This is a genomic window from Faecalicatena orotica, assembly GCF_003149245.1.
GTDB classification, from domain to species: domain Bacteria; phylum Bacillota; class Clostridia; order Lachnospirales; family Lachnospiraceae; genus Faecalicatena_A; species Faecalicatena_A orotica.
On sequence record NZ_QGDL01000001.1, the window covers coordinates 67,836 to 81,205 of the forward strand.

A 13,370-nucleotide genomic window follows, 5' to 3' on the forward strand; every position below is an offset into this window, starting at 1 on the left:
GGAGGAGATAATATGGGCAGAGGTATGGGGCATAAGAAATGGTGCATCCCCGACTTATATATGAAAGAAAAAGGGGACAGGCCGACCCCCTCACATGAAAGCATTACACTGCTGAACACGGGAGACGGGCCATGTGAGGTATGTATAGACTTATTATTTGACAATGGAAGAGAGCCCGCAAGGCTGGACGGGATTCTGGTAGCACCCATGTCGGCGCGTCATATCCGTATGGACCAGTTGGAAGAGTGGAATCTGACAGTGCCTGTATCGACCTGCTACAGTGCGGTTCTGACAAGCAGTGACAATATTGTTGCGGAATATGCAAGATTTAACTGGATTGACGGTGCTGCCCAGTCATTTGCGGTGATTCCGTATTTTGAAGATTAAGATTCCTGTGCACGCCCGCAAGGCAGGGGGTGAACAGGAATACATAAAGAGAAACGGCGGCATGAAAAGGAGGGCGAGACGATGGAAGAAAAAAGAGTAGCAGTTGTAACCGGGGGAACCCGCGGAATGGGGCAGGCGATCAGTATTGAGCTTGCAAGGCGGGGGAATATTGTATGTGCAGTATACAGGTCCCATGAAGAGAGCGCGCAAAAGACACTGGAAAGCCTCAAAGCATTTGAACCGGAAAGCGGTATTTACAAGGCGGATGTTTCAAAGGAAGAAGAAGTAAAACAGCTGATAAAAAAGATCGGGGAGAAGTTTGGACGGATTGATATTCTGGTGAACAATGCTGGGATCTTTGATTTCTGCTTTATAGATGAAATGGATTCTGCTTATCTGGACAGGGTGCTGGATACGAATTTTAAAAGCCAGTTTTATATGCTTCAGAGTGTATCGGAATATATGAAGAAAAATAACTACGGGAGAGTTGCCAATGCGTCCTCAATCTCAGGACATTTTGCAGACTGCGGGCTTGTGGCATATGCGGCAAGCAAGGCAGGGGTGGACATGCTTACGAAAATAAGCGCGGCAGAGCTTGGACCGTACCATATCAGCGTCAATGCATATGCTCCCGGGATTATCCACACAGACATGACAGACGCCATGATACAGGAACGGGGGGAAGAACAGGTGAAGGACCTGTGTCTTAACCGTTTCGGGACAGGCGAAGATGTATCTGCGCTGGTCGGTTTTTTAACTTCACCGGAGGGTGGATATGTGACAGGCGAGATCATCGGGATCGACGGGGGGATGTTTAAGGTACAGAATACATATCTGGCATATGAACATGCAAAGAGAATGGAGGAAGCCAAATGAAAGGAAATATGAAAGCATTAGTATCCTACGCGCCATATGATAACAGGCTTGAAGAGACAGGCATCCCGTCGGCGGGACCTGGTGAGCTCGTATTGAAGGTTCTTGGCTGTGGAATCTGTGCAGGGGATGTGAAGTCTTACCACGGGGGGATCAGAATCTGGGGAACGAGTGAAGAAAACCGTTACATCGAGGCTCCTGTAACAGGCGGACATGAATTTTTTGGCGAGGTAGCAGAGGCAGGAGAAGGCATGGGGGAATATAAGACCGGAGACAGGGTATGTGCGGAACAGATTGCCCCATGCGGCGAATGTGATTTCTGCAGACAGGGAAAATACTGGATGTGCACCGGGTCGGCTGTATATGGCTTCAAACAGCATATCCAGGGAGGTTTTGCCGAGTATATCAAACTGCATAAAAACAGTATTATACATAGAATCCCGGATACATTTACGAATGAGCAGGCAGTCCTGATTGAACCGATTGCCTGCGGGATGCATGCGGTCGAACTTGCAGATATCAGACATGATGATGTCGTGGTAATTGCAGGCCTCGGCGCTATCGGAACCTCTATGGTAAACCTTGCCAGACTCTGCCTGCCAAAGATGGTGATCGGAATCGATATAAAAGAATTCCGCCTGGATATGGGCAGAAAATATGGCGCAGATTATGTACTGAATCCGGCAGAATGCAATGTGGCCGAAGAAATACACAGGCTCACAGGTGGGGATGGGTGTGATGTATATATAGAAGCATCAGGAAGCCCCAGAAGTGTATCACAGGGACTGGAATCACTGAAAAATCATGGCAGGTATGTGCAGATGGGCGTATTTGCGGAGGAAGTAAAAGCAGACTGGAATGTAATCGGGGATGGAAAGGAACTGAGCATCAGGGGCTCCCACCTGTCTGCGCTTACCTTTCATTCAGTCATAGAAGGGATTGAGAGCGGCCTGATAAAAACAGACGGGCTAATCTCTCATTCCTTTGAATTGAAAGACTGGGAAAAGGCATTTCGTACGGCAGAGGAAGAGCCGGCAGCAATGAAGGTTATGCTGGTTCCTTAGCCAAAAGGACGAAGGAGGGGAAGAAAAAAATCACATCTGATGAAAAAATCAAAGATTTCTGGTATAATATAACAAGCTATCCATGCGGGGTAAAACAAGGCGTGGTCATCGATTTTCTACAGCCGGGCGGCATAATTTATATCGATGGGAAAGGAAATACTTGTGGCGGTTATAAAAGATGTTGCAAAATTAGCCGGAGTTTCAGTTGGGACAGTTTCCAAATACCTGAATACACCGGAGCTATTAAGAGAAGATAAAAGGGAAGCTGTTGAGGATGCGATTCAAAAGCTGAACTACAGACCCAATTTATTTGCCAGAAATTTAAGAGTACAGGATTCAAAGACAATTGCGGTTATTGCGCAGGAGATACGGAATCCATTTCATGCGGCACTGTTCAATACAATCAGGAAGGAGGCAATGAAGTACAATTATTCCGTTGTGCTGTACTCTATTAATGATGTGAACGGGAACATTGACACCCTGTTTGAATCACTGCCCCTCCACTATTTCAGCGGGCTGGTTTTGTGCTACTTTCATGATATGGAACAGTCGATCGCCTTTGCAAAAAGGCATGACAAAGTACCGATGGTCATTATGAGTAATTCAGACCGGTATTTTAATGAGTATGACTCTGCGAAGATCATCCATGCAGATTTTACTCTCGGGATTGAAAAAGTATGTGAATATCTAATCAGCCGGGGCAATAAGAACATAGCCTACATAGGATGCAAGACGAAGGATACGGCCCACGAGCCGAAGCTGAAAGGCTTTCTTATGACAATGGAAAAATATGGCCTGAAGCCCCACAGCATCACGAGACTCGAGAAAGAATATACAATGGAGACCGGGTATGAGTCCGCCGGACAGATTCTAAAGTGCGGTACTTTGCCGGACGCTATTTTAAGTGATACAGACATCATGGCGGTAGGTGCCCTGAACTGCCTGAGGGATCATAATATCAAAGTGCCGGATGACCTGATGCTGGCCTCCTGTGACAATATTGAATTTGCCAGGTACTGCTGTCCAAGACTGACGACCGTGAATGTCCCCATAGAAGCAATGAGCATAAAAGCGGTAGAGCTCCTTGTGGCCCAGATGGAGGACAAACCCCACCTAAGCACAGGCACCTCCTTCGAGCTGGAGCTGATCATCCGGGAGTCTACAAAATAAAATATCAAAGAGGAATCTGCGGCCCCCGGCCTTTCACTTGCTGATTGGCCGGGGGCCTTCTTGTCACAAGCCTGTTACAAGTTCGTCCTATAATTCCCAATTTGTTATTGATTTTTGGATTGAGGTTTAGTAGAATGAATGCAGTAGCGTTAGGAGGAATAGAAATGTCTGATATTACAAGAGTTGCCCTGGATGCAATGGGCGGCGATAATGCACCGGGAGAGATGATCAAGGGTGCGGTGGAAGCCGTAAAGCAAAGGGGCGATATCAAGATCCTGTTGACAGGGCAGGAAGAACTGCTGAAGAAGACGTTATCAGAGTACACATATCCGTCAGACCAGATTGAGATTATAAATGCATCTGAAGTAATCGAGACTGCCGAACCACCTGTTGTGGCGATTCGCAGGAAGAAAGATTCTTCCATTGTGGTAGCTATGAATCTGGTGAAAAAAGGAGAAGCTGATGCGTTCGTATCTGCAGGAAGCTCCGGGGCGATTCTGGTCGGCGGCCAGGTGATCGTCGGAAGAATCAAGGGGGTGGAGAGACCGCCGCTGGCGCCGCTGATTCCCACAGCCAGAGGTGTATCTTTACTGGTAGACTGCGGTGCGAATGTAGATGCAAGGCCTTCACACCTTGTGCAGTTCGCAAAGATGGGTTCCATCTATATGGAGAATGTCATAGGGAAGAAGAACCCGACCGTAGGAATCGTGAATATCGGTGCGGAAGAAGAAAAAGGAAACGCACTGGTCAAGGAGACATTCCCCCTGCTGAAGGAATGCAGCGACATTAACTTTGTGGGAAGCGTGGAGGCCAGGGATATTCCGGCAGGAGCCGTAGACGTTGTCGTGTGCGAGGCTTTTGTGGGTAATGTAATCCTGAAGCTGTATGAAGGCGTGGGAGGTACACTGATCAGCAAGATTAAGGCCGGCATGATGACTTCACTTAGGACCAAGATCGGGGCACTTCTCGTCAAACCGGCGCTGAAAAGCACACTGAAGGACTTCGATGCCAGCGAGTACGGCGGAGCGCCGCTTCTGGGATTGAACGGGCTGGTTGTCAAGACACATGGAAGTTCTACTTCGAAAGAAGTATGCAATTCAATTATCCAATGCGTGACATTCAAGGAACAACGGATCAATGAAAAGATCAGAGACGTAGTATCCAAAACGCAGGAAGAAAAAAAAGAAGACTAATGTAACAAAGAAAGGGAAGAGGACAATGGAATTTGAAAAATTACAGGAAATTATTGCAGACGTATTAAACGTACAGAAGGATGATATCAATCTGGAGACGACATTTGTGGATGATTTGGGAGCAGATTCATTAGACATTTTCCAGATAATCATGGGGATTGAAGAAGAATTCGACATTGAGATTGACAATGACGAGGCAGAGAAGATTGCGACAGTAGGTGATGCGGTTTATCAGATTAGAAAGGCTGTAGAATAATAGGTTACTTATGAAAAAGCCCCCTATGGGCTTTTTCATTTTAACTGGATTGATAAAAAGAAGGAGGGCAGTAAGCCGGCTTAAGTGCGGACATGCTTTCCGGAAGGTGGGGGTTATGAGCGATCGTTTAAAAGAACTCGAGAAGAAAATAGGATATAAATTTCAGGATTTTTCTCTGCTTAGGCGTGCAATGATGCACAGCTCCTATACAAATGAGAAGCATCTGGAAAAGTACCATTGTAATGAACGCCTGGAATTTCTCGGAGATGCAGTGCTGGAACTTGTTTCCAGTGAATTTTTATTTTTAGAGTCACCCAAGGTGTCAGAAGGGGAACTTACGAAGACACGGGCAAGCATGGTATGTGAACCTGCGCTCGCTTTCTGTGCACGCGATATCGATCTGGGAAGTTATCTGCTGCTCGGAAAAGGAGAAGAGGCGACCGGCGGGAGAAAGCGTGATTCCATCACGTCAGATGCATTGGAAGCCCTGATCGGGGCGATCTATCTGGACGGTGGTTTTACTAATGCAAAAGAGTTTATCCATCGCTTTATACTGACGGATTTAGAGGATAAGAAGCTCTTTTTTGATAGCAAGACTATTTTGCAGGAGATCGTACAGGCAAAGATGGAAGGCGCTATTTCATACCATTTGGTAAAGGAAGAAGGGCCGGACCATAATAAGTCCTTCTTCGTAGAAGTACTGATCGGTGAAAAAGGGTTCGGAATCGGGGAAGGCAGAACCAAAAAAGCCGCAGAACAGGAGGCCGCATATAAGGCAATTCTGGAAATTAGAAAATAAAGCAGGTGTTATATGTATTTAAAGAGCATAGAGGTACAGGGCTTTAAGTCTTTTGCCAATAAAATTAAATTCGAATTCCACAACGGGATCACCGGTATCGTGGGCCCGAACGGCAGCGGGAAGAGCAATGTTGCCGATGCAGTGCGGTGGGTTCTCGGAGAACAGCGTGTGAAGCAGCTTCGCGGCGGCACGATGCAGGATGTCATTTTCTCCGGAACAGAGAACAGAAAACCGCTCAGCTATGCATCCGTTGCCATTACACTGGACAATTCGGATCACCAGCTGCCCGTGGAGTACGGGGAAGTGACAGTCACCAGAAAGCTGTACCGCTCCGGGGAGAGTGAATATCTTATTAACGGTGCAGGATGCAGGCTGAAAGATATCAATGAGATGTTTTACGACACCGGGATCGGGAAAGAAGGGTATTCTATCATCGGTCAGGGACAGATTGATAAAATCCTGAGTGGAAAGCCGGAAGAACGCCGTGAATTATTTGATGAGGCGGCCGGAATCGTGAAGTTTAAACGGCGTAAGAATCTTTCTTTAAAGAAACTGGAGGATGAACGACTGAATCTGACCCGTGTCAACGACATCCTCTCAGAGCTGGAAAAACAGATCGGGCCTTTAAAGAGGCAGTCAGAGGTGGCAAGAGAGTATCTGAAGAAAAAAGAAGAACTGAAGACTTATGACATTAATATGTTCCTGCTGGAAACGGAACGTATCAGGGACCAGATCAGAGAACTGGACGATAAGCTTAAGATTGCCGGCGATGAGCTGGAGGAGACAAGCGTCAAGTATGAAAATATGAAGACGGAATATGAGGCCATCGAGGAAGAAGTGGACGAGATTGATTTTTCGATCGAAAAGGCGAAGGGCCAGCTCAATGAGACCACCCTTTTAAAGCAGCAGCTGGAAGGCCAGATCAATGTCCTGAAGGAACAGATTAACACGGTCCGCATGAATGACGAGCATTACGATAACCGCCTGAATACCATTCGTGTGGAGATCGATACAAGACAGGCACAGCAGGAAGAGCTTCTAAAAGAACAGGCCGCCGTGAAGGCAAAGCTTGCGGAGGTGACCAGAAGTGACACAGAGGCCAAAGAAGCCCTGATCGATATCCAGACGCGTATTGCGTCCCGGACGGCGGAGGCGGAACAGAGCAAGGCCGAGATCATGGAGCTCTTGAACAGCAGGGCATCTACAAAGGCAAAGATCCAGCATTACGATACCACTCAGGAACAGATTACAACGAGGAAGGCCGAGCTGGGGAGAAAGATCATAGAAGTGTCTTCTGAAGCGGAAAAGCAGAATGCAGTGCTTGCCTCATATGAGAATGAGCTGAGGCAGATATCAGAGGAAATCAACGGATATACGGCACAGGTCAATGAAAACGAGCAGGAGATTGAGACACTCCAGAAAGTCCTGTCAGAGAAGCAGGAACAGCTGCGCATCGGACAGACTGCATATCACAGGGAATCATCGAGACTGGAGTCTCTAAAGAATATCACGGAGCGGTACGATGGTTACGGCAACAGTATCCGTAAAGTGATGGGCAATAAGGACCGGGAAAAGGGCCTGATTGGTGTTGTTGCGGATATCATCAAGGTCGATAAGGAATATGAGATTGCCATTGAGACCGCGTTAGGCGGAAATATCCAGAACATCGTGACAGATAATGAGGAGACTGCGAAACGTATGATCTCCTACCTGAAACAGAATAAGTTCGGGCGTGCCACTTTTCTGCCGCTCACAAGCATGCACAGCGGCGGGGGACTGCGCCAGCCGGAGGTGTTAAAAGAACCAGGGGTAGTGGGGCTTGCCAATACACTGGTACATGTGGAGGCGCAGTTCCAGGGGCTGGCCGACCAGCTTTTAGGAAGAACAATCGTCGTGGAAAACATCGATCATGGGGTGCAGCTCGCCAGAAAGTACAGGCAGTCCCTGCGCCTTGTGACACTGGAAGGGGAACTGATTAATCCGGGCGGTTCCATGACAGGAGGAGCTTTCAAGAATTCCAGCAACCTTTTGAGCAGGCGGCGCGAGATCGAAGAGTTCGAGCAGACGGTCAGAATGCTGAAGAAGGATATGGACGACTGCGAGAAGGCAGTCAACGAGGTGAAGGCAAAGCGTGCCGCGTGCTACAGCGTCATTGACGAGATCCAGCAGAAGCTGAGGAAGGCATCCGTAGTCGAGAACACCGCTAAGATGAATCTGGAGCAGGTGATTACAAGACAGAAAGAGGCGAAGGACCGCTATGACAGCTACCTGAGGGAACAGGAGACACTGGAGCAGCGCCTTCAGGAGATTCTGGACAATGAGGATTCCATCCAGATGGAACTGGAAGCTTCGGAAGCACTGGAAAAAGAACTGAATGAAAAGATTGAAAAACTGCAGAAAAATCTGGAAACAGATAAGGTGCAGGAGTCTATACAGTTAAAGCGTTCAGAGGAAGTACATCTGGCGCTTGCCAGCCTGGAGCAGCAGAATGTGTTTATCCATGAGAACACGAGCCGTATCAAAGAGGAAATCGAGAAGTTTGAAGCAGAGCTGAAAGAACTGGATATCAACAAAGGGAATGCGTCAGAAGAGATTCAGGAAAAAGAAAATAAAATACAGGACCTTAAGGATACGATAGAGCAGTCAAAGGAACTGTTTGCAGAGATTGATACGGAGATTAAGAGCCAGGTGGCGAAGAGAGACGAACTGAACCAGAAGCATAAAGCATTTCTGGGAAAAAGAGAGGAACTCTCCAGACATATGTCAGAACTGGACAAGGAGTGTTTCCGCCTCAACAGCCGGAAAGAGTCTTATGAGGAGGCATCGGAAAAGCAGATTAACTACATGTGGGAGGAATATGAGATCACCTATAATCATGCACTGGAGCTGCGGAACGAAAACCTGACGGACCTCGCCTATATGAAACGCCAGATCCAGAACTTAAAAGGAGATATCAAAAAGCTGGGCGATGTCAATGTCAATGCTATCGAGGATTACAAGAATGTCTCAGAACGTTTTGAATTCCTGAAAGGACAGCATGACGATCTGATCGAGGCAGAGGCCACACTGATCAAGATCATCGAGGAGCTGGATGCGGCGATGCGTAAGCAGTTCGAAGAACAGTTTGCACTGATCTCAAAAGAATTTGACAGCGTATTCAAGCAGCTCTTCGGAGGCGGAAAGGGTACACTGGAGCTGATGGAGGATGAAGATATCCTGGAGGCGGGGATCCGGATCATTGCACAGCCGCCGGGGAAAAAACTACAGAATATGATGCAGCTGTCCGGCGGGGAGAAGGCACTGACGGCTATTTCACTGCTGTTTGCCATCCAGAACCTGAAGCCTTCCCCATTCTGCCTTCTGGATGAGATTGAGGCGGCGCTGGATGACAGCAATGTAACCCGCTTTGCCCAGTATCTGCATAAGCTGACAAAGAATACACAGTTTATCGTAATCACGCACAGAAGGGGCACCATGACCGCGGCAGACAGACTCTATGGTATTACCATGCAGGAGAAAGGGGTTTCCACCCTTGTATCCGTAGACCTGTTGGAGAATGAACTGGATAAATAAGAATGGAGGAGTAAGATGGAAGAAAAACAAGGCTTTTTTAAACGGCTTGTGTCCGGCCTGACAAAGACGAGAGACAATATTGTATCCGGCATGGACAGTATTTTCCACGGCTTTTCGAAAATAGATGACGACTTCTATGAGGAACTGGAAGAGACCCTTATCATGGGGGACTTAGGCGTGAATACGACGATGGAGATCATAGAAGACCTGAAAGGGAAAGTCCGGGAACAACATATCAAAGAACCTGTGGAATGCAGGCAGCTTTTGATTGACAGTATCAAGGAACAGATGGATGTAGGCGAGACAGCCTATGAATTCGAAGAAAAGACATCCGTTGTGTTTGTAATCGGCGTCAACGGGGTCGGTAAAACGACGACGATTGGCAAGCTGGCAGGGAAATTCCATGACCAGCATAAAAAGGTGATTCTGGCAGCGGCGGATACATTTCGGGCGGCAGCAGGTGAGCAGCTGAAAGAATGGGCAAACCGCGCAGAGGTGGAGATGATCGGCGGGCAGGAGGGCGCAGACCCGGCATCCGTTGTATATGATGCGGTAGCCGCCGCGAAGGCGAGGAAAGCAGACATACTCCTGTGTGACACAGCAGGAAGGCTCCACAATAAGAAGAATCTGATGGATGAGCTGAGAAAGATCAGCCGTGTGATCGAGAGAGAATATCCCGAGGCATATAAGGAGACACTTGTTGTACTCGATGCCACGACCGGACAGAATGCCCTCGCACAGGCAAAGGAATTCAATGAAGTAGCAGATATAACGGGAGTCATCCTGACAAAGATGGACGGTACGGCAAAAGGCGGAATCGCCGTTGCCATACAGGCCGAGCTCGGTATCCCGGTAAAATATATCGGAGTCGGTGAGACGATTGAGGATTTACAGAAGTTTGATGCAGATGAATTTGTAAATGCATTATTCTACAGTGGGCAAACTGAAGAGGAATAGCCAAAAAGAAAGAAGGGGTAAAATGTTAACGTTAGAGAAGTTTGAAGAAGCAAGTGAACTCGTAAAACAGGTAACCAACCCGACCAAGCTGGTTTTTAGTGATTATCTGAGTGAACTGAGCGGCGGGAAAGTGTATCTGAAGCCAGAAAACATGCAGCACACAGGTGCATATAAGCTGCGCGGCGCGTACTACAAGATCAGCACACTGTCCGAGGAGGACCGGCAAAAGGGGCTGATCACGGCATCAGCCGGCAACCATGCCCAGGGGGTGGCATACGCGGCAAAGAAATACGGCTGTAAGGCAACCATCGTCATGCCCACGGTTACTCCGCTGATTAAGGTGAACCGTACTAAGAGCTATGGCGCCGAAGTTATTCTTTACGGGGACGTTTATGATGATGCATGTGCTTATGCATATGAACTGGCGGAGAAGGAAGGGTATACGTTTGTACACCCGTTTGACGATCTCGATGTCGCAACAGGGCAGGGAACGATCGCAATGGAGATTGTGCAGGAACTTCCCACAGTAGATTACATCCTTGTCCCGGTCGGAGGGGGCGGACTTATTACAGGTGTGGCTACACTCGCCAAAATGCTGAACCCGAAGATCAAAGTGATCGGCGTGGAGCCGTCTGAGGCTGCCAGCATGACGGCGGCTTTAAAGGCCGGGGAAGTCGTGGAGCTTGAGAGTGCCAATACGATTGCAGACGGTACTGCCGTGAAGGCGGTCGGTGTCCAGAACCTGCCTTACGTACAGGAAAACGTTGACGATATCCTTCTGGTTGACGATGACGAGCTGATTGGCGCTTTCCTCGATATGGTGGAGAATCATAAAATGATCGTGGAAAACTCAGGCCTTTTATCCGTTGCGGCACTTAAGCAGCTGGACTGCAAAGGAAAGAAAGTAGTCTGTATCTTAAGCGGCGGCAACATGGATGTGATTACGATGTCTTCAATCGTGCAGCACGGCCTGATCCAGAGAGACAGGATATTCTCCGTATCTGTCCTGCTTCCGGATAAGCCGGGTGAGCTGGTGAGCGTCGCTTCCACGATTGCAGACCAGCAGGGTAACGTAATCAAACTGGAGCATAATCAGTTTGTAAGCACGAACAGAAACGCGGCTGTGGAATTGAGGATTACAATGGAAGCCTTCGGGACAGAACACAAACATAAAATACTGGATGCACTGGAAGCAAAAGGATTCCGTCCGAAACTAATCAGTGCGAAGTTATATTAATCAGGAGCTGGATATGGAACGTAAAAAGCCGCAGTCAGGGGAAATCTATACACACTTTAAAGGCAGGCAGTACAAGGTGCTGAATGTAGCTATACACACGGAAACGGGGGAAGAACTGGTCATATACGAGGCAATGTACGGCAGCCGGGGAATTTACGCCCGCCCGCTTGCCATGTTTTTAAGCCCTGTTGACAGAGAAAAATATCCCGATGCCGGTCAGAGATACCGGTTCGAACTGGCCGGAAGAGATGAGGGACAGAAAGCAGCTTCTGAAACAGAAGGCGAGGGCAAGAAAGCAGAGCCGTCATTGATTATGCAGTTTTTAGACTGCAGGTCAAATGAAGAAAAACTGAGGTTCCTCTATCAGCACCGTACTGAGGTAAAAGAGTCCTTCCTGACAACGGCAGCAGAGAGTCTCGGCAGTGTTCTGACGGAAAAGACGACAGAACTCAGATACGAAGAACTCATGAGTTATCTACGGATGAAGATCAAATATGAGACAGGCAGATTAAGATAAAAATCAAAGAACCGGATCACTAAATGAGGAAGTGATCCGGTCTTTTTTAAACTCTTTCGGAATTTCTCTTTTTTTCAAGCAGAGCGTGAATCTTATCAGTCGGGTTAAGAACAGCTCCGATTGTTGTATCGTGGTTCAGCGAATCGATGATCAGTGCAAGGAACTTACTCATATCCGCTGTTACGAAATAAGGCTTTTCCTTCACAACCGGAGGCAGATACGTAAGATTTGTTGCGATAACCCGGTCCAGATAGCCTTTTTCATAATACTCATCAAATTTGCCAAACCCTTCGGTAAACAGTCCGAATGTTGTACACACAAAAACACGTCCGGCCTTTCTGTCCTTGAGCTGCTTAGCAACATCCAGCATACTCTCACCGGATGAAATCATATCATCTACAATGATAACATCCTTGCCCTCGACATCATCTCCGAGGAATTCATGGGCAACAATCGGGTTCTTTCCGCCTACGACAGTAGAATAGTCGCGTCGCTTGTAGAACATCCCCATGTCGACACCGAGAATATTAGAAAAGTAGACTGCACGATGCATTGCACCTTCATCGGGGCTGATAATCATCAGGTGCTCCTTGTCTACCTTTAAGTCTGGTACGGAGCGGAATAAAGCCTTCATAAACTGGTAAGGCGGGTTAAAGCTGTCGAATCCATTCAGCGGGATTGCATTTTGCACCCTTGGGTCGTGTGCATCAAAGGTAATGATATTGGATGCCCCCATGTCAATCAGCTCTTTCAGTGCGATTGCACAATCCAAAGACTCTCTTTTCGTGCGCTTATGCTGACGGCTTTCATACATAAATGGCATAATAACGTTGATGCGGCGTGCTTTGCCTGTGGCGGCGGAAATAATTCTTTTCAGGTCCTGGTAATGGTCGTCCGGGGACATGTGGTTAACATGGCCGTTGAGGGTATAGGTCAGGTTATAGTTGCATACATCTGTCATAATGAATAAATCAGTCCCGCGGATAGTTTCTTTGAGAATCCCTTTGGCTTCACCGGAGCCAAAGCGCGGACAGCAGCAGTCTACGAGGTAATTATGGGATTCATAATTGACATAGAGGGGGGAAGGCTTTACTTCACAAATTGTATTTTCGCGGAAAGATACAATATAGTCATTTACCTTTCTCCCCAGTTCTTTACAGCTTTCCATAGCAGCGATCTTAAGCGGCGCGACAGGAAGTGTCTTTTCTAACAGTTCGATGTTTGACATGATTTTCTCCTATGTTCGACGAAATTAAGACCGGAAAATCCCAGTCTCTTACATATAGGTTATATCATTTTTTTGAATGAAATTCAAGCATGGCTTTCGCAGGGGAGGGTTTTATG

12 protein-coding genes are annotated in these 13,370 nt (G+C 47.6%); 11 read left to right on the forward strand and 1 reads right to left on the reverse strand.

All coding sequences use genetic code 11. From position 1 onward, the window contains the following. The first annotated feature begins 12 nt into the window (after positions 1–12). The 11 genes from A8806_RS00320 (at position 13) to A8806_RS00370 (ending at position 12,026) form a co-directional block, all read left to right on the forward strand. Entirely contained in the window at positions 13–387 is a 375-nt protein-coding gene (locus tag A8806_RS00320; protein WP_109729177.1) for a sensory rhodopsin transducer, read from the forward strand. 81 nt (positions 388–468) lie between these two features. Continuing rightward, the gene (locus A8806_RS00325; protein ID WP_109729178.1) at positions 469–1,263 is read left to right on the forward strand and encodes an SDR family NAD(P)-dependent oxidoreductase; all 795 of its coding nucleotides are present in this window, start codon (positions 469–471) and stop codon (positions 1,261–1,263) included. Further along, the gene (locus tag A8806_RS00330) at positions 1,260–2,324 is read left to right on the forward strand and encodes a zinc-binding dehydrogenase (RefSeq protein ID WP_109729179.1); all 1,065 of its coding nucleotides are present in this window, start codon (positions 1,260–1,262) and stop codon (positions 2,322–2,324) included. The genes A8806_RS00325 and A8806_RS00330 overlap by 4 nt, the downstream gene beginning before the upstream one ends. A gap of 144 nt (positions 2,325–2,468) precedes the next feature. Further along, the gene (locus tag A8806_RS00335; protein ID WP_109729180.1) at positions 2,469–3,494 is read left to right on the forward strand and encodes a LacI family DNA-binding transcriptional regulator; all 1,026 of its coding nucleotides are present in this window, start codon (positions 2,469–2,471) and stop codon (positions 3,492–3,494) included. A 164-nt stretch (positions 3,495–3,658) separates the two neighbouring features. Beyond that, entirely contained in the window at positions 3,659–4,687 is a 1,029-nt protein-coding gene (plsX, locus tag A8806_RS00340) for a phosphate acyltransferase PlsX (protein ID WP_109729181.1), read from the forward strand. A 25-nt stretch (positions 4,688–4,712) separates the two neighbouring features. Further along, the gene (gene acpP / locus A8806_RS00345) at positions 4,713–4,943 is read left to right on the forward strand and encodes an acyl carrier protein (protein ID WP_109729182.1); all 231 of its coding nucleotides are present in this window, start codon (positions 4,713–4,715) and stop codon (positions 4,941–4,943) included. A gap of 115 nt (positions 4,944–5,058) precedes the next feature. Further along, on the forward strand, positions 5,059–5,742 hold the full coding sequence (gene rnc / locus A8806_RS00350) for a ribonuclease III (RefSeq protein WP_109729183.1): 684 nt from the start codon (positions 5,059–5,061) through the stop codon (positions 5,740–5,742). Between the two features lie 12 nt (positions 5,743–5,754). After that, positions 5,755–9,315: a chromosome segregation protein SMC gene (smc, locus tag A8806_RS00355; protein WP_109729184.1), complete on the forward strand. Its 3,561-nt coding sequence runs from the start codon at positions 5,755–5,757 to the stop codon at positions 9,313–9,315. Positions 9,316–9,330: 15 nt separating this feature from the next. Then, complete coding sequence (gene ftsY / locus A8806_RS00360) at positions 9,331–10,272, forward strand: signal recognition particle-docking protein FtsY (RefSeq protein WP_109729185.1); 942 nt, start codon at positions 9,331–9,333, stop codon at positions 10,270–10,272. Positions 10,273–10,294: 22 nt separating this feature from the next. Further along, on the forward strand, positions 10,295–11,509 hold the full coding sequence (gene ilvA / locus A8806_RS00365; protein WP_109729186.1) for a threonine ammonia-lyase: 1,215 nt from the start codon (positions 10,295–10,297) through the stop codon (positions 11,507–11,509). Between the two features lie 13 nt (positions 11,510–11,522). After that, on the forward strand, positions 11,523–12,026 hold the full coding sequence (locus A8806_RS00370; protein WP_109729187.1) for a DUF1653 domain-containing protein: 504 nt from the start codon (positions 11,523–11,525) through the stop codon (positions 12,024–12,026). Positions 12,027–12,072: 46 nt separating this feature from the next. Here the strand turns inward: A8806_RS00370 and A8806_RS00375 are convergent, their stop codons facing one another. Continuing rightward, entirely contained in the window at positions 12,073–13,254 is a 1,182-nt protein-coding gene (locus A8806_RS00375) for a ribose-phosphate pyrophosphokinase (RefSeq protein WP_109729188.1), read from the reverse strand. Positions 13,255–13,370 lie beyond the last annotated feature (116 nt).